16 protein-coding genes and 1 pseudogene are annotated in these 18,742 nt (G+C 36.3%); 5 read left to right on the top strand and 12 right to left on the bottom strand.

Features of this window, described 5'->3' with window-relative positions; all coding sequences use genetic code 11:
- Positions 1-492: a hypothetical protein gene (locus O1450_RS03465; protein WP_087536746.1), complete on the top strand. Its 492-nt coding sequence runs from the start codon at positions 1-3 to the stop codon at positions 490-492.
- A 78-nt stretch (positions 493-570) separates the two neighbouring features.
- A complete protein-coding gene (locus tag O1450_RS03460) occupies positions 571-1,494 on the top strand; it encodes a tRNA-dihydrouridine synthase (RefSeq protein ID WP_269229708.1) in 924 nt (307 codons plus the stop codon).
- A gap of 45 nt (positions 1,495-1,539) precedes the next feature.
- Here the strand turns inward: O1450_RS03460 and O1450_RS03455 are convergent, their stop codons facing one another.
- The 8 genes from O1450_RS03455 to O1450_RS03420 form a co-directional block, all read right to left on the bottom strand.
- Positions 1,540-2,589 carry a DUF6160 family protein gene (locus tag O1450_RS03455; RefSeq protein WP_269229707.1) on the bottom strand — a complete coding sequence of 350 codons (1,050 nt, stop codon included), beginning with the start codon at positions 2,587-2,589 and terminating at the stop codon, positions 1,540-1,542.
- 107 nt (positions 2,590-2,696) lie between these two features.
- Positions 2,697-5,303 (bottom strand): DUF6160 family protein, encoded by a 2,607-nt coding sequence (locus O1450_RS03450; RefSeq protein ID WP_269229706.1) that lies wholly within the window; start codon positions 5,301-5,303, stop codon positions 2,697-2,699.
- Positions 5,304-5,338: 35 nt separating this feature from the next.
- Positions 5,339-6,118 carry a DUF6160 family protein gene (locus O1450_RS03445; protein ID WP_269229705.1) on the bottom strand — a complete coding sequence of 260 codons (780 nt, stop codon included), beginning with the start codon at positions 6,116-6,118 and terminating at the stop codon, positions 5,339-5,341.
- 14 nt (positions 6,119-6,132) lie between these two features.
- Positions 6,133-8,487: a hypothetical protein gene (locus O1450_RS03440; RefSeq protein WP_269229704.1), complete on the bottom strand. Its 2,355-nt coding sequence runs from the start codon at positions 8,485-8,487 to the stop codon at positions 6,133-6,135.
- 241 nt (positions 8,488-8,728) lie between these two features.
- Positions 8,729-10,135: a hypothetical protein gene (locus O1450_RS03435; RefSeq protein WP_269229703.1), complete on the bottom strand. Its 1,407-nt coding sequence runs from the start codon at positions 10,133-10,135 to the stop codon at positions 8,729-8,731.
- A 353-nt stretch (positions 10,136-10,488) separates the two neighbouring features.
- The gene (locus tag O1450_RS03430) at positions 10,489-11,928 is read right to left on the bottom strand and encodes a hypothetical protein (RefSeq protein WP_269229702.1); all 1,440 of its coding nucleotides are present in this window, start codon (positions 11,926-11,928) and stop codon (positions 10,489-10,491) included.
- A 257-nt stretch (positions 11,929-12,185) separates the two neighbouring features.
- Entirely contained in the window at positions 12,186-12,755 is a 570-nt protein-coding gene (gene dcd, locus O1450_RS03425; RefSeq protein ID WP_004663684.1) for a dCTP deaminase, read from the bottom strand.
- A 114-nt stretch (positions 12,756-12,869) separates the two neighbouring features.
- Positions 12,870-13,463, bottom strand: a complete 594-nt coding sequence (locus tag O1450_RS03420; RefSeq protein ID WP_269229701.1) for a LysE family translocator — start codon at positions 13,461-13,463, stop codon at positions 12,870-12,872.
- A gap of 311 nt (positions 13,464-13,774) precedes the next feature.
- Here O1450_RS03420 and O1450_RS03415 point away from each other — a divergent pair, with 311 nt between their 5' ends.
- Entirely contained in the window at positions 13,775-14,347 is a 573-nt protein-coding gene (locus tag O1450_RS03415; protein WP_269229700.1) for a DUF2062 domain-containing protein, read from the top strand.
- Positions 14,348-14,365: 18 nt separating this feature from the next.
- Here O1450_RS03415 and apbC read toward each other — a convergent pair whose 3' ends face one another.
- The 3 genes and pseudogenes from apbC to O1450_RS03400 form a co-directional block, all read right to left on the bottom strand.
- On the bottom strand, positions 14,366-15,595 hold the full coding sequence (gene apbC / locus O1450_RS03410) for an iron-sulfur cluster carrier protein ApbC (RefSeq protein WP_269229699.1): 1,230 nt from the start codon (positions 15,593-15,595) through the stop codon (positions 14,366-14,368).
- A 161-nt stretch (positions 15,596-15,756) separates the two neighbouring features.
- Positions 15,757-16,293, bottom strand: coding sequence for a hypothetical protein (locus tag O1450_RS03405; RefSeq protein WP_269229698.1), 537 nt, complete (start codon positions 16,291-16,293; stop codon positions 15,757-15,759).
- Between the two features lie 232 nt (positions 16,294-16,525).
- Positions 16,526-17,020 (bottom strand): annotated as a pseudogene (locus O1450_RS03400) (GNAT family N-acetyltransferase).
- A gap of 107 nt (positions 17,021-17,127) precedes the next feature.
- Between O1450_RS03400 and O1450_RS03395 the strand changes: the two are divergent.
- Positions 17,128-17,625: a hypothetical protein gene (locus O1450_RS03395; RefSeq protein ID WP_269229697.1), complete on the top strand. Its 498-nt coding sequence runs from the start codon at positions 17,128-17,130 to the stop codon at positions 17,623-17,625.
- 72 nt (positions 17,626-17,697) lie between these two features.
- A complete protein-coding gene (locus O1450_RS03390) occupies positions 17,698-18,156 on the top strand; it encodes a hypothetical protein (protein WP_269229696.1) in 459 nt (152 codons plus the stop codon).
- Here O1450_RS03390 and O1450_RS03385 read toward each other — a convergent pair whose 3' ends face one another.
- Positions 18,157-18,609 (bottom strand): hypothetical protein, encoded by a 453-nt coding sequence (locus O1450_RS03385; RefSeq protein WP_269229695.1) that lies wholly within the window; start codon positions 18,607-18,609, stop codon positions 18,157-18,159.
- Between the last annotated feature and the right edge of the window lie 133 nt (positions 18,610-18,742).

Here is an 18,742-nt window from a genome sequence, read left to right as displayed (position 1 = left end):
TTGTATTCATATTACAAATATATAGATACAGATGGGGAGATAACTTTATATGAATTTGATCAGGAATATTATTGTTTAAAGTCGATATTTGTTAACTCATCAGAATGTATAAATACAAATTTAAGCATAGAGCAAACTAATTTCTTCTTACCCGAAGGTAATTTCTCCGAAAGCTTAGATATGTTGACTCCAATAAAAAAAGAAGAATTTTTAAATTTCTGGGATCAGTCGATATCTAAATATTTAAAGCGGTGGAACGAATTAAAAAACAAATTCAAAATCGGGGAAATGATCGAAACCGAAATTGTTTGTTTTTATCCTCAAGGAGTAATCGTTCAATATAATGAAGAATTTTTTGGTTTCGTTGACTACAACGATTGTAAATCTGTTCTAGGTGCATCAAATATGTACCCTCAACAAAAAATTAAACTTTTTGTTGAAAATTTTGATGATGACAACTTATGGGTTAATTTTTCAATTAAATCTGTTTAAACACTTTTCCAACATTAGTAGACAGCCTATCTGAAAATGCGTATAACGCAGTATTCGCTTCATTAGGTAATAATCATCGTGAAACTTGTGCTCGCTCCAATGGAAGGTCTAACTGATCCAATCATGCGTGATGTGCTCACTCATGTCGGCAGTTTTGATTGGTGCGTAACCGAGTTTATTCGTATTACCGATAGTATTCTTCCAGATCATATTTATTATAGTTTTTGTCCTGAACTCAAAAACTCAGGTAAAACTGCGGCTGGCACACCAGTTCATGTTCAATTTCTTGGCAATAATCCAGAAATGTTAGCAGCAAACGCAGCGAAAGTTGTTGAACTCGGTGCTCCAGCAATTGATCTTAACTTTGGTTGCCCCGCTAAAACTGTTAATCGTCATCGTGGCGGTTCTGTTCTATTGGATGAACCTGAAACCGTACATCTCTTAGTTAAAGCTGTTCGTGATGCTGTACCTGCACATATACCAGTTTCAGCTAAAATGCGTCTGGGCTATCTAGATGAAAACCACACTTTAGATAATGCACATGCGATAGAAGATGCTGGCGCAAATTGGCTTACCGTACATGCGCGTACTAAAGCAGATGGCTATACCCCACCTGCCTATTGGGAAAAAATTCAGCCAATCGTCGAAGCTTTAGACATCAATGTGATTGCGAATGGTGAGATTTGGAATAATACTGATGCCAAAGCGTGTATAGCGCAGTCAGATTGCCATGATATTATGATTGGTCGAGGTGCTGTGACTACACCAGATCTCACCTTATGTATTCGAGAGAATAGTGATCAAGCTATCCTTTCTTGGCCAGAGTTAGTGCAACTCCAGCAACGTTTTTTAAGTGGTCAGTACAAAACTGAAATTGGAATGATCGGACGTTATAAGCAATGGTTAGGTATGATGACGAAAGCCTATCCAGAGGCTCAAGAGCTCTGGACAAAAGTAAAAAAAGAGAAACAGTTGGAGTTAATTCTTAATCATATAAAATAAAAAATAGGGAATTTACATCCCTATTTCTCTTTTATAATCAATAAATTACATCCCACTAATTTTCATTTTTAAATTAGTGATTGATGCACCAGTCATTCCAATATTACCAATTGAATTATTTTGCAATCCATTAAATACATTAGGATCAGGGCTTGCGATCGTATTTCCTAATTTGATGTTATTTAAGCTTAAATTAAAGTCATCCGTTTTATTTGGATTACCAAAAACAATTCCACCAACTTCAGTACTTGTAGGCCCTTCAATTCCGGCATAAAAACCATTTAAACGGAAACCAGTAACACTATTCGTTGCTTTAAACTGAAAATCAAAACTAGCGCCAATTGGTGTCGTTGTTGGATCACCTGAGGTCGTATAATCAGAAACAAGCATCATATTACAACCTGTACCTATACCACAAATTGAATCGATAGCACCACCAAAAAGAATCATTTTACCTTGAGGCGATGCGCCTAACTGAATATTCATTGTTGGTTTATTAGATGATAGAAATTTAATATCAAAATTATCTTTTACACGTAATAATTCTTTTACACCTGACTGAAGCTTAATAGCTGTAGTTACATCAAAAATTGATTTTCTCGTATACGTGCTACCACTAATACTTGATAAATTGTTGGTATCAGCTGTGTAGATAGAAAAAGGTTTTATACGAAACCCTGTGTAGTTTCCACTAAAAGATAAGCCAATATTTGCGAAAGCACCTTTAGTACCAACCCCTTTATCCGTATCCATAACAACATTTATTGTTGGAAGAGCAGTATCAGCATTACTAGCATCAATACCTACGATTGCAACTGGATTAGGTTTAGATGCAGTAAGTGGTGTTTGTCCTGCTACTCCTGCAATCACTAAACCTGCACGATTTACATAATCTGGAGAAGTATAAGAACCATTAGATAAACCATCAGTATCAATAATACCTATTTGATTGAATTCAACTTTAGAATTATTGATTGAAATATTAATACCATCTTGCCCAACCGCGGATGCAAGACTTTGATCATCCATAGGCTGCATAGCTATTGCATAAGGGCTTAATAAAAACAAGCATCCTATAAATTTCTTTTTCTTCATTGTCCTAATCCTTAAGACAAGTGGCTAATTTATGCTCACAATTCTAGCACAATATTATTCAAGTACAATATTTTAAGCGATGTAGTTAAATAATATACCCAAATATATTAGTTTCTTGGAATGATACCTAGCTGGCTGCTTAAACGTCCGCCCGTTAGTACCATTTCTCCAAGTCGAGCACCAGCACCGCTTGTAGGCGGATACAAGTTGATATCTCTTGCTCTAAATACACCTGCAATTTTATCAGCATCAGTGCCAATCCCATTTGTACCAGACGGGTTAAAAGTTAAACCTGTGTTGAATCCAACCATTCCTTCTCCAGAAGTATCTCGACCAACAACAATTGCATTATTAAAAGACATTTTACCGGTCAAATTATCTAATCCTAAAGTTGAACCATCTACCGGATCACTAATTTGAATTGTGTTATTTGAACCTGTTAATTCAAAATCACCTACGATATTTAAACTATTACCACTACCATCACTTTTATATTCGTTATTAGGAATAAGAGAAAAATCCATATTCCCCCCTACTCTTAATTTTAGCCCTAGCAAGACATCATCTTTTAAAGCAAAGTTATTGGTTGGAGCTGAACTACCACTTGCACAACCAACCGCACCCGCATTTTGAGCACATATTTTATATGTTGAACCAGGTAAATACCCAGCCGCAAGTTCTGCTGACATAACAATTAACATATCTTTAAGGCTAACGTTAAAACTACCTTTTTCAACACCAATCGTTCCAGCCCCTTTTAGAAGCATATCAACGTTTCTTAATCCCATATAATAGTTAGCTGGCTGAATACCATTACCAGCATTATTATCATTATCACCACCATCAATAACTAAAATTGATGTTGTTTTATTTCCTTGAGCAACGAAACTACCATTCCTATCAATACCATCTGTACTCATTGCGAGAGAAAAACCTAATCGAGGTGTTTGCCCAGTGCCTACAGCAGTTTTAGTACCATTCAGAGCATAGCTATAAACACTAGAGGCATCTGTTTTAGTACCATACAACGCCATATTTGCATTTAAATTATAAAAAGGTAACGCCAAGCCCCAAGAGTTTAGTTGATTGGTTGTAGAATTTGAACCATCATGCTCTGTAATAGCTTGATAACCAGATGCAGGATTATAGGTTGCACTATTTGTAAAACGACCACGGCGTGAAATCGCTTGGAATTCTGCGCCACGTATAGCAAGTAATATACTGTATGGGTTAGTATTTCCAGTACCAGTATGAATATTCTGGGTATAATCAGCTGCATTGGTTAAAAAGTTACCGCTTGTACCGCCAAAACGACTAGTTTGGAAGGTATAGTTAGCAGGTAAGACAACTGATTTTGAATCTACAAGATTTATATATATATTACCGCTATCAAATGATCCACGAGACCCAGACTGAAGTCCTGTCAAATTACCAAATTCAAAGCCGTATGTATTTAAACCCGCACCACCAATTTCCAAAGTTGTTGCATTTGACTTTTCAGCACTACTCAACGTTCCGTCCATGTTAGTGTCTAACATCATATCAGTATCAGTAGTGAAGTCGGCTTTCATGCGAAATGCTATGCCTGAGTTACCCATAATGTTACCGCCCAAGGCACTTGCTCCCGCGCCATTATTAGCTGTACCCAGAATATTTGTATTATTTGGGTTACCATATTGACCAGCTGCGATTGTCGGATTTGAGCGTCCTGCACTTTCAAGACCGCGAACTTGCAATGATCCATTAACCATACGACCACTAGCACCAACTCGAATTAAACCGACTGCACCTGTTGGACTTTTTGTATCTGACGTTACTGCGTAACGTGTATTATTATCAGTATTTGTTACGTTTTTATTGGTCATAAACTCTAAGTTCAAACCAGCATTTGTCGCCTTATTAGAGCTATTTTTATATGACTGTGCTGTGATTGCAGCACTACCACTATCTTCGACTCTAGTAAAATCAACATATCCTAAAGTTGAACTTGGTTTATCTGTTGTTAAGGCATTAGCTGTACCAACAGAATTTGTTTGGATTCTTAAACCTTCTTTATCGTCAACATACATAACCCCTTTACCTAAAAAGTTAAAATTAAGGTTCTTAAGTATTAGTTGGTTAAGTTGATTATTAACATCTACCTGACCTAAATAAAGGTTAATATTTTTTAAACCTAAAACTAAACTAGATTGACTCGTTTTACTAAATAAACCATCTCTAGTTTTGAAATTAAGACCAATTGCAGAACTTGTTTGAATACCTAACGTTCCCACTGGCTCACTACAACGAGCAGTAGCTTCGGTATCACAAATCTTAAAAGCATCAACAGTAATTAGTGAAGGATTACTCGATAAATCCAAATCAAGGCCTGACTTTCCAGCATCACTACCAATATTAATTTTATAATTTGTACCAAGAGCTAAGGCAGAAGCGCTACTTTGTCTAATTTTAAAGCCTTCAGCTATCGCTCTTAACTTTGTATTGGTCGCACCATTACTGCCTCGACCTGCATCATCTTCCCAATAAAATTGTTGAACATCGACAGCATCATAAGTCGTTGCTATCTGCACACCATCTTGACCATTTACATTACGTAAATCACTATCATTCAAGCTTTGTAAAGCAAATGCAGAGTGACTAGCCAACATTAAACTCATCGCTAATGTTGTCATTGTAAAACAAGTTGTTTTGTGACTTTGGTTATTTTTTTTCATCACTTAAATCCTTGTGAATCAATAGAGTAATGATATTAGCAACGAGGGTGGCTGCCATCACAACCAAACATCATAACTTTACCTTGCAATGCAAGATTCCCATTCATCTGCATACCCATAAAACCAGTTTCTCGACCCGTATCATAGTTATTTGCAGTCGTAGCGCCACTAGCAACCGTACCCGTACTTTGTCCTTTAGCAGCATAAGTAGAGGTTTTTAAATACCCATAATCACTTGCAGTCGTGCTTGTGTCTTCAATTAAGTTACCAGTATTATCGTAATATGAGAGCACTTTATCTTGTTCAATAGACAATGCGTTAAAACCAAAGTTACGAATCTGGATCGGTTTAGAAGCATCAAAACTCAACTGAATAGCAGGTTTAATTTTATCGACACCACTATCATTTTTATAAACTAGATCAACACCATCCAATCCTAGCTTTTGAATATTTGCAGTCCCTTGAATGCCTTTCATGACCAACCACAATTTTCTACCTTTGACTGCACTATCAGGATCACTTGCTGCTTTTGTCCATAAATCATCAGTATCGCCTACATTTTTTTGTACAAAGCGCTTATTAAATGAAATCGCCAAACGACAATATTCCAAATTAGTACAGTTAAATGTCGGGGATTTCGTTGAATCCTGTAAATCAGCATTCGACATTACATTTTGATTTAAGGATAACTTTAAAGATAAATCAGCCCCAGCTTGCCCTTCTACTGCTTGTAAAGCTTGATTATCTAAAACTTGTAATTCCGCATGAGATAGACTAGCTGCTGCAAGCAATAAAAATAAACTCATTTTTTTCATGGCAAAGCTCCTGTTTATAGTCCAGCTGTTGTTATTTTCATATGCTGGATCAGTAAACCATCAATTACGGCTGATCCCATATTATTCAAACCAATATTTGGCGTCGAGGGTGCAGGATTAGAAGTCCACTTCGTACCACTATAATTCGCCCCAGTTCCCTGATTAGCATTCCATGTTGGTAAAGCTGCCCAAGCAGGTATGGTAATCTGACGGGCAGTGTTTGTACCTGCTGTGTAAGCTGTGTGTGCAATAGTTGGGTTATATCCCGCAGCTCCTAAAGCAGCAATTTCAGCCACATCAAAACTTTGTACATCAACCCACCCCGCTTCGCCACTACCATTCGAAGCACCGCCAGTCATTGCGAAATTAAAACAGGTATTTGATGTTGCCGTTCCATTCGTACAACGACCAGTGTCTGTCGCCCAATCAAAATACGCTCTGAATGATGTGAAATTTCGCCAGCTACTTGAGTTAATATTCACACCATAAGGATTTGCAGCTGCACCAGTGCTATTCAAGCCCGTTGCATAGGTCCATCGGTTTTGTTGGTTCGCTGTAGTACTCGTCGTATTGTTTGTACAATCTGGAGTCCCTGCCCCACCTGCCACACAACCATTCGGCGTATAATAGGTACGAAGGCGTGCCTCAAGTTGATAATATGTATTTGTTTTAGCAGCAATATTTGTCGTTCCTGTTGGTATTAAACCAAATGAAATACCAATTGCATCTTGAGTAGCATTACCTTTAAAAGCTTGGAGCGTCTTTCCACCATCAGGAGTCTCGACTGTTCCAATACTGATACTACTATGAGTCGCTAATTTTTTATTTGTTAATGCTGTCGCTGAATAATCATCACGAGGAGATCCCCCTTGATAACCTGTTAATTCACTTGTACCACATTGATAAACGTTACATGTTGAACCTAAATAGCTTGCATCTAACCCAGTGTAATCGGTATAAATTTTCTTATAGATTTCTTCTTTATTTGGAATTCTGGTAATTTCCAAACTAAAGTTTTTACCATCAGAGCCTAAAATAACTGGCTGATATAAAGAGCCTAGAACTAAGTTAATATTAGGATTGTACATAAACAATCCTTCATTTGGTGAAAAGTTCGGCGCTGTTGTTGTACCACTTCCGCTAATGCCAGGACTAGCCAATAAACCTTGTGCCGTACCCGTCGTGCAGCCATTTAGGTTACCCGCACCACATTCTTGTGTACTAAAACGAAGTACACTATTGACTGTGGGCATAGTAAAGCTCCAAGCACCAATCGAATCAGTCGTATCTTTAGTTCTTAATTGATAAATTCGACCATTAAATGTTGCATCCGTAGGTTCAGTACCTGAGTCAACGTAATTCAAATCCTGAGTAGAGTAACGCAATGTTGTCGTCTGTGATCGACTAACGGTAGGTCTTGTAATGCCCGCTCTTAGACCACTTGCATCACCACTATTAAAACGCAAAATACCAGACATACCAAAGGTATTGTTATAAAAGTAACTCAAACCACCTGCATCTGTCGCACCTTTTAATGTCTGAAACATTTGCAAATTGCTACCATTGATACTAAAACCATTCCAAACAGCTTGCAGTCGAAGTCTATTGGCTCTTTCAGCCTCTTCTGTTCTTGGTGTATGTGTTGTGCTAAATAACTCACCCAGCTTAAATTGATCAGCATTCCCTTCAGCTTTACTCTGATCACGAATAAAAGCATCCGCCCATAATGCCAATTTTAAGTTATAAGCATCTAATCCATTTGCAGCTGTCGTTGGCCGTGTAGTTTCATATAATGGTGCTTCTAAATTAAGATAGGTAATTTGGCAAGATAAATCAGTACTACCCGTACAAGTATTTGCACTAAAATTTGGAACATTCTTTGCTGTCGTTGCTTTAAACAACCAAGGGTTAGTCGCTGTGCCCCAACTTCGAATAGCAGCATTTGCAATACCACTGGTTAATCCTGAGTCTAGACGGCTATTTGAATCATTATTTGCATTTCTAGAAATTGCTAAACCATACAAATAAAGGTCTGCTTTACCCACCGAGTGATCAGCAGAGTTTACATTTCCATCTTTATTCGTATCTTGAACGGTAGAAGTAAGACCACCTACAGGCAGATAGTGAATATATCCTGTATCATTTATACGTTTTGTAGGATCTAGGATATCAGCCTGAGTTTCATTAGCACCCGCACCACGGAACACAAAATAAGAGTCTTGTGGTAGTAATGCAATTCCCTCACCCGTAGTTTGACTTAAACCATCATCTGAAAGTTCTTGTAATGCAAAAGCAGATTGGCTTATGCAAAAACCAATTAGACTCGCTAAAACAGTTTTTTGAAATGATACCGTACGAACTGTAGTCATCTTGACCTTCCTGTTAACGATGCTCCGCACCACATTATTTTTATCCTATACAAGTGATTTAAATCTCTTAAACCAGAGAAGTGCTTCCAAGCATCACTCAAATCATAGGTCGACCTATGTTATTTCACATTCCATTATGCCGATTAATTACACAAATGCAAAACAAACTGGCTAAATGTTACATTTTTCCGATAAATGAAAATAAAAAAGCAGCCGAAGCTGCTTATTAAATTTTTTGGGCTTAGCAAAATTTCAACGTCCCATAACAGTTCGGAGTAAAATCTTGTTTCGCCAATTGCAAATCAATCAATGTCATACTTGCATGTGCTGCATTTACTAAATCCACTGTTCCTACAGGAATTGTACTCCCTGCCAAACAGTTAATAGCAAAAATTGCACCACAATCCACTGGCTGTACATTAGTTAAATAATCACTAACCTGATCCATCACTGCATTTAAAGTTGCTTTAGGAATATTTACTTTAAGAGTAGGGTCAATTTTACCAATATCGATCGGATTTGAGAACTCTAACCACCAACCCTTCTGTGAAACCGATACGTTATTTGTCCATTGAATATCTTGAGATTGAAGAGACAATGATGCCGCTGTTCCATTTAAACTAGCTTTATGGAAAAAACCTAAACCTTCTTGAATTGCGACATCAACTGTTAGATTTTTAATTGTTCCACTCGTTTGCTTGTTCAAATTAATAATGCCAGCTGCAACTGCAACAATATTACCTGACAAATCAATATCACGGACCAATGCTGTTGCAGTTAAAGGTGCAGTACTAATTCGTTTACCTGTAATTACTTGTTGAGGTAGTACTAAATCACCCTTTAAAATATTACTACCTGTTGCTTTATCTCTTAAATTTAAATTATAACTTGTAGTTGTAAAGTCCAAAGTACCACCAAAGAAAATACAACATGCTTTACCACTAATCGCATTATAACCGTCAGATTGTTTTAGTTGCCCTAGTGCAGCCTCACCACTGACTAAACTTGAGCCATAACCATTTACTAACGCTGTACCTGTAGTTGTAGCAACTTGCATATAACCACTTAAAGAGTTAATACCATTCGGTGTCGCACTATTTTCATTACCAAAAGTAATCAAACCAAATGCTTTCTCTGCACTTAAATTCAGCCCCACAACTTCACGAGTAGCTGCACTATTTGGATTTTTAATAGCGAATTGAATGAAAGGGTTAGTTAGTTGAGCAGAAGAACCTACTCGTGCATTTCGATCTGTTGCACTATCTGTATTCGAAGTTGCCGAATTACCTAAACCAGATAAACTTACGTTATCAATATCAATATCACAAGCACCTGCGCCATTTACGCCACCACAGCCCAGTTGCAATCTTTTGATATTTACGTTCAGTTCTAAGAGAGCCTCAAGCCCTAATTTATAAAACCCAATACCACCATTACTTGGATCTGTAATGCCTGTACGTTGAGATTCTAAATTTGCAGTATCTTTAGGCGAAATATACGTCAGACTCATCAAAGCCTGACCAGTAGCAGCCGACAACTCACTATCACTCAGAGTTTTGAGTGTCGAAGATTCGGCATATGCTGAATTAAAACATAGGCTAGTCAGAGCAAAAAAAATTGCATAATAAAAGAATTTATACTGCCGCATAAACCGAACTCCATGTTAAAATATCCGTACAAATATGATTTTTATCAATTTAAAAAAATCATCCCAATTCACTAAACTCTGTTTTCGTGAATACTGTACAAACTCTTGTCTTCTTGACTTGACTTTGCTGATAACGATGCTCCGCACCACATTTTTTTTATAGGCGATTTAATCTCTTAAATACCGATGTGCTTCCTAGCATCACTTAAAGCATAGGCTCTACCTATGACATTTAAGATTACATTATGCTGATAAATTACACAAATGCAAAACAAACTGGCTAAATGTTACATTTTTCTGATAAATGAAAAATAAAAAAGCAGCCGAAACTGCTTACTAGAGTTGTTATACAATTAGCAAAATTTTAGCGTGCCATAACAGTTAGGCGTAAATTTTTGAGTTGCCAACTCTAAATTTGTTAATCCCATTTGAGGGCGTGTCGCGTTAATTAAATTGACTGTACCAACAGGAATATCACCACCAAATAGACAATTACTGGCTAAATTGTTTCCGCAAAAAATTCGACCTTCATCTGATTTCAAATAATTACTCACTTGTCTAAACGCTTCATTAAGTGTGGCTTTAGGAATATCAACATTGAGTGCTGGTTCAATAAATCCAATGTCAATTGGATTTGAAAATTCTAACCACCAACCTTTTTGCGAAACTGAAACATTATTAGTCCATTGGATATCTTGAGATTGCAACGATAGCGAAGCTGCTGTGCCATTGAGACTAGCCTTATGGAAATAACCTAAATCCTCATTAATCGCTACATCAACCATTAAATTTTGGATCGTACCAGTCACATTTTTACCTGTTAATGGAACATTAATAAAACCTAAAGCTCTTGCCGTTGCATCAATTGTTCCAGTTAAAGATATATCACGAACTTTTGCTGTGGCTGTTAATGGTGCATTAGTAATACGTTTTCCAGTAATTGCTTGCTGTTCTAAAACCAAATCACCTTTCAAGACATTACTTCCACTAACCCTATCTCGTAGATTTAAGTCATAGGCTGTCGTTGTAAAAGGAATATTACCCGTACCAAACAATGTACAACATACTTCACCTGAAATTGGGTCATATCCATTAGATTGTTTTAATGAACCTTTAGCACTCTCACCTGACACTAGACTTGAGCCAAAACCATTAACATTTGCAATACCTGTAGTCGTGGCAATTTGCATATAACCACTTAATGAATTAATTCCACTTTTAGCTGGACCATTTTCTAAACCAAAAGTTATTAATCCCAGAGCTTTTTCAGCACTTAAATTAAGTCCCACAACCTGACGAGTTGCAGCACTATTTGGATTTTTTATAGCAAACTGAATGAATGGATTTGTTAATAATGCAGATGAACCTGCACGTGCATTTCGATCTGAAGCACTATCAGTATTTGATGTAGCAGAATTCCCTAATCCACTCAAACTTAGATAATCAATATCAATATCACATCCAGTATTGGTACTACTTGCAGAACCATTGATCCCACCACAACCTAATTGAAGTTTTTTAATATTAAGATTCAACTCCAACGTACCCTCCAATCCCAACTTATAGAAACCAATTCCTCCATTACTAGGATCGGTTATCCCTGTACGTTGAGATTCCACATTGAGAGCATCTTTAGGAGAAATATAGGTCAAACTCATCAATGACTGACCTGTAGTCTCAGACATTTCCGTATCAGTTAAACTATATAATTTAGAAGAATTAGCATACGCATCACTTAAAAAGAGTCCCCCTAAAGCCATTACCATAAACTGAATACACTTAAGTTGCCTCATATAAATATCCCTACCTTTATTTTTATTCACCTGTTTTTCAAAATTAAATATAGTTATAACAATCTATATTTAATTTTCATTAAAAAACATTGTTTACTAAATGTTCAAAATTAGACCAAACATTATAAATATACAGAATAGTATAGTGTTTTAATTTTATTATCAGTACCGTTCATCTGAAGTTGATATTCAATATTTTTAGTCAAAAAAAACACCGTGTATTCAACACAGTGTCTTAATAAAAAAATTGAAACAGATTAGGTTTTTGGTAAAGTTACACCTGTTTGACCTTGGTATTTACCACCACGGTCTTTATAAGATGTTTCACAAACTTCATCACTTTCAAAGAACAACATTTGTGCAACACCTTCGCCCGCATAAATACGTGCTGGGAGATTCGTTGTATTTGAAAACTCAAGCGTAACGTGACCTTCCCACTCAGGCTCTAGTGGCGTTACATTCACGATAATACCGCAACGGGCATAAGTCGATTTACCTAAACATACGGTTAGCACATTTCGTGGAATACGGAAATATTCAATCGTACGTGCGAGAGCAAATGAGTTCGGTGGAATAATACAAACATCTGATTCGATATCGATAAAACTTCTATCATCAAAATTTTTCGGATCAACAATTGCAGAGTGAACATTGGTAAAAACTTTAAATTCACGTGCGCAACGGACGTCATAGCCATAGCTAGACACCCCATAAGAAATCAACTTTTCTCCGTTTTCATCGAAACGGACTTGATTCTCTGCATAAGGTTCAATCATGCCGTGTTTTTCGCTCATTTCACGAATCCAACGATCAGATTTTATTGCCATGACTTTTATCCAAAATCTAAGTTAATAATTGGCGAATACTTTAACGTAAAACGACATTAATGAAAACAACAGAACCCTGCTACCTAGGTGGTTCAAGGCAGCAGAAAATTAGAATTAGAGATTGATTAGAGCTGAATAGCTAATAGGAATGGCAAAGCTGATCAGTACAACTGATGCTGTGCGCTGTAAGTTAGATTGAGACAACCATTTTACTTTATTGGTTGCCAACACAGCGCCAACCGAAATCCAAAATAGTGCAATTGGAAGAATGAGTGCAACAAAGCTACTCATATGCGCAACATAGATTTCTTGCGCTTGCCATGCTGTTGTTGGAAAAATTGCTGAGGCAAATAATAAAGCTTTAGGATTTAATAGTGTTGCAAACAACAATTCTCTAGGTCTTATTGTAGGTTGATTTAAGATCACTTCTTGATTTGCTGTACGCCATAATTTAATCGCAAGGAAAATAATATACCCTGCACTTAATAGTTTTAAAAATGTTGGTAATAAAGGTAATGTCGCTGAGACTTTACCAATCAACATTCCCCATGCACTGATCGCAAGAATATAACCAATTGCTTCTGCAGGAATCAGCAATAGAGATTTACGCAATCCCACCTGAATACCAGAGGAAGCAAGTAAAGTATTGGTTGGACCAGGAGTGAGCAAAATAGTTATCACTAAACCAATAAAAAACCATGAAATCATTGAATGACCTCACTACAAGATAAATTTAGATTAATATAGTTGCCAGTTGATAGCAAAATTTTAACTGTAAGCACTTATGACGAGAGCCTATTTAAATAAATGTTTTATCTATATTTTATTAATTACAAGTACACTCTACTCAAGAGTCACATGAGTAAAAACATACGCTAAAATACAACACATATAACGTATTCTAAGTATTCTTATTTTTTAACAAGATAAACTTTGGTTCTATTTTAAGTTTTCAATAAGTAAATAATGTTATTTTATATACATTCGTTCACTTTTTCTTTCAATGTACTTCTTCGCTTATGCCTAAGAAATTTTTTAATAAGTGGCTGCCTTCATCAGAGAAAGTCGCTCGTCTAAAATTTATGAGAATTTTTGGTGAACGCACCTTAAATCCTTTGCTTTGGTATGTGAACCGTCGTTCTATCGCGAAAGCCATGTTTATTGGAACATTTTGGGGAATATTACCTGTCCCTTTTCATAGCCTATTCATTATTTTGACTGTGTTATGGTTTGAAGTAAACTTGCCTATTGGCCTATGTATGGCTTGGTTAACCAATCCGCTCACTGTCGTTCCAATTCTCTATTTAGGTTTTTGGTTTGGAACTAAAATTTATCATGTACATATGATCAATACGGACATGTTATTGGGTGTTTTACATCAAATTTTGAATTGGCTTAAGAATTTTGGTCATGGCCATATTGATTTCAGCCTTGCAAAGATTTTAGTGTCAGGACTTGTCATTGAAGCGGTATTATTCGCGATTAGTTTTTATTTCATTACACATTTACTTTGGCGCTGGAGCGTAGTGAATGCTTGGAAAAAAAGAAAACAAGCTCTGCCATCAAATAATGAAATTAAAAAAAGCCTCTAAATTAGAGGCTTTTCAAATTTAGAAAATACGATTTTCATCACGCTGACGTTTTGGCAATTTATCCATTTGTTTTAATACAGCTTGTGCAATATTGAGGTAGCTCTCTGCCGCTGCATCCTGAGCAATCACACTTGGTTTACCATTATCTGCATGTTCACGAATTTTTGCGTCTAAAGGTAAACGTCCTAATAAAGGAATATCATATTGCTCAGACAATTGATCTCCTCCACCTATCCCAAAGATCTGTTCTTCATGCCCACAATTAGAGCAAATATGTGTCGACATATTTTCAATAACACCAAGTACAGGAATATTTACTCTGTTAAAGAGTTCGATTCCTTTTACCGCATCCATAAGTGCAACATTTTGAGGGGTCGTGACAATCACCGCGCCTGTTACTGGAATGCGTTGTGCCAAAGTCAATTGAATATCACCTGTACCAGGTGGCATATCAATCACTAACACATCTAAATCTGGCCAAAGTGTTTGATTAAAAAGTTGCATCAATGCACCAGTCGCTTTAGGACCACGCCAAGCCACAGGGGTATTGTGCGCACCAATCAAATGTCCGATTGAAAGCACAGCCATGCCATACGCATCTAAAGGCACAAAATTTTCATTTTCAATTTGTGGAGTACGTCCCGCATTCCCCAACATGGTTGGAATACTAGGTCCATAAATATCCGCGTCTAAAACACCAACCTTTAAACCAAGTTGTTGTAAAGCAAGTGCAAGGTTCACTGTGGTGGTTGATTTACCAACGCCACCTTTACCTGATGATACCAATATTACATTTTGAATACGTGGATGTGCAGTCACATCGCGTTGTTGTGGTGCAGCTTTTTGAATCGGTGGATTATTGGGATCGACTTCCGCTTTAGGAGAAGCATCCATTACAGGTGGTAAATTGCTATTTTCTGCTTTTGGCTTCGATGAGCAGCTATGACCTGCTTCACCATGCGCTGCATGTTTTTGTTGAATAATATGTAAATTTAACTCTTGGATACCGCATTTTTCCAGAGCTTCAGCGAGTTCATCGTGAATCTGTTGTAAGTGATCTTTTTCTTGAGGAAAAGTATTAATCGTGAGTTGTAAAATTCGACCTTGTACATTCACTTGGCTGATACGATCTTTTAATGCATTTTCAGAATGTGGCAGCACATAATTTTGTAAAACAGTTTGAATTTCATCTTCCTTCACTTCTTGTGCTGGTGAAAAAACAGATTTTAAGGAAGAAAGCCACGACATTTTGTTTACTCCAAAAACAGATGATCAATATATCACTGAGTTTGGCTAGTTTAGCAGTATTGAAGATTGGACGCTCATCCCAGAGAAGATAATTGCTCATTTTTTATGAACGTGTTTTCTTCTCTGAGTATAAGCGTGAATCTTAAATAGTCATCAAAAGATTAACCTTTGAATTTATTTAATGTATCTGTTGCAGCTTTCTTTAAATCATCCAGTTTATGGCTCGCTTGAGCTTTTAGATCTTCAAGCTTAGCAGCTGCTTCATCTTTTAATTCAGCAGCTTTTGCTTTGGCATCTTCTAACTTATGGCTTGCTTCTTCTTTTAAATGATCTAATTTCTCTTTGGCTGCATGCTGAGTATCTGCCAATTTTTCTTTCAGCTCATCTGCTTTAGCAGATAAAGCAGCTTTACCCTCATCATACTGATCCGTTGCATTTGTTTTTAAATCATCTAAAGCTTGCTCACCCTTTTGCTTCAACTCATTCGCTTTATCTTTTGCTTGTTGCAGATCAGCTTTCGTTTGATCAAGATCTTTAGCTGCAAAGTTTTTAACGTCTTCGACAGTTTCCTGACCTTTTTGCTTGATGTCATTTCCAAGTTCGCTGACTTTGTCTTTGGCTTGCTGTAAATCTGTTTTAGTTTGCTCCAAGTCTTTTGATGCGAACTCTTTTAACTGATCAATTTTGTCATTACTCATGTCTTGTTCCTCTTGTTATATCGTCATAAATTACTGTTGCTTTCAGTTACAGTTATACAAGATTCTGCGGATATTTAGAGAAATTGATGCAAATTGAAACAAATGGGATACAGGAAGATTCAAATCATTTCTGTTCGGTAACCTTTTGAATTTTTAGATATAAAAATCATATAAAAGAATAACAGCAGTTTTACCCTTTAAACTCCTGTTTAGATATTTCATACAGCACATGCTAGCTTAATGGATGATTGAGATCTAAAGCAGGATGTTGAAATTCAGTGATCTTTCTCATTTTTATCTTCTCCATCACCTTTTGAGATTTTTTATTATCTAGTGTGGTAAAAGATACAACTTTTTCTAGTTTCAACTGATCAAAAGCAAAAGCTAAGGCAGCATTTGCCGCTTCTGGCGCATAACCCCTCCCCCAAAAAGCGTGATCTAAGCGCCAACCAATTTCAACGCAAGGTGAAAAGGAAAATTGTGTGGGTTGATCATGTAAACCCACAAAACCAATAAATTGTTGGGTTTCTTTTAATTCCACTGCCCAAAAACCCTAACCTTGTTTTTGAATGATTGCTTTTAATTTATCAATATAAGCATCACTTTCTGATCGATTAAGTATTTTTGGAAAATACTTCATTACCTCTGGATTAGCGCTCATCTCTGCAAAACTTGAATAATCTGTTTCTAACCATTGACGTAAAATCAGTCTGGGTGTTTCGATCATTTTTACAACCATCAAATTTCAATTAAAAACTATTCACAATATAAACAATTAGATCAGATATACTTTTGCATTATCGTAATCCTAACTTTATTGATAAAGCTTTATCTATGAATGAAAATGAACTTTTAGAAATTCAACATGAACTTCAAGCCCAACAAAAACGTTTGAACTATATCCTGTCGAGTAAAAAAAGAATCCAAAACATGATTGATTCTTTTGAAGGTGATTTGGCAGAACAATTACTTCCTGTCATTCATAATGAAAGCAACGATTATGCTAGAATTGCAACAAGCTTGGCACTTTCAATTTGTTGGAAATTTTCAAAAGTTGAATTTCCAAAGACCGTTCATTGGTGTAGCGAACTAAGTATTAGTAATTTAGAAATCAAAAATGAATTTACGGCTGTGATCAAAGCTCAAGCGTGGTTAGGTACGTTAGGAAGTGATGAACTTTGGCAAACACCACTCTTTGCTGAAATCACAGTTGACCCAAAAACCAATAGCTTAAAGAGCTACCACATTCATTTCTTGTCTAAAGGGAAAATCATCTCTTTAAGAAAGCACTCCAAGCAAAGTGTGACCGTTAAGCAGATGCAAAGTATGTAATCCTTTGGGATACATACTTTTTTCAAAACTCCATGATCAAAAATTAACAGATAAAACTATCCAAAATCGAATATGAATAAAGAAGAAGTTACACAGGAAAAACAAGAAGAGGAAAGATACTTAAAGTGGTCAAAATATGTTTATTCCAGCAAAAGAAGAATTCAACGTAGAGTCTTGGCTATAGAGCGCGGTATCGCCCAAACTATCCTTCAATTCAATACTTATAAACAACATGAAGGTTTAGAATCACTAATTGCTTTTTTAAGTTGCTGGAAATTTTCCAAAGTAGATTCTATTAATAATACATTTTGGTGTGATGCAATCTATTTTGATCAATTTAAAATGAAAGATGAGCATACATTCACATTTAGTGGACATGCTTGGATTGGACTGACTGAAAATACTGATAATCAATGGAAAGTACCCTGTTCAGGTTCTTTCATCACTAATGGTAGTCACAACAAACTCAAGCATTATGAGCTTTACTTCTATGACGAAGGGCAAACAATTCACTTAATTAAAAAGTGTTAACTAAAGAGCCTTTTTATATGCGTTGCTATCTATGACGAAATAACAACTATTCGCACTCATACATCCTAACGCCAGAATCGGCAGCATGATGAAATATATCAAAACACTGATCTTTAAAGTTGAAAAATCAATCTGATTGACCTGATCTTCGAATAGAATCATTGCAACGAGGAATGTCCAAGCAATTAAAATGATCAGGCTTATTTTTAAAAACTGCAATAAATCAAAAATCTGCATGGGTAATTTCAATACAGCAAAAACAATCAAATAAAACATAAAAGCCAAAATGAGAAGGATTGGGGTCAGATACATCATGACTTCCATTCCATCACTTACTACATGAATCAGGTGATTCTGTCGAAAATTTAAGAACAGGCAAAATGGAAGCACAGAACTAAAAACAGAAACTAAACTGGCTGAGAGTGATGCGCAGACTAAAGACCAAGACCTCATTTCTATTCCTCTATTTTTGAGATTGTACTTATTCTTAACAAATGAAATGTGTTTTGGTTGAAGCCAAAGTGAAGCTTGTATGAAGTTTAAAAATAATGATTTCCCATCAGGCTAAAAAGATTTCACCGATTCC

The sequence above is a fragment of the Acinetobacter sp. TR11 genome, assembly GCF_027105035.1.
Classification (GTDB): domain Bacteria; phylum Pseudomonadota; class Gammaproteobacteria; order Pseudomonadales; family Moraxellaceae; genus Acinetobacter.
The sequence above is the reverse complement of the archived record's forward strand: the minus strand, read 5'-3'. Positions and strand labels throughout refer to the sequence as shown.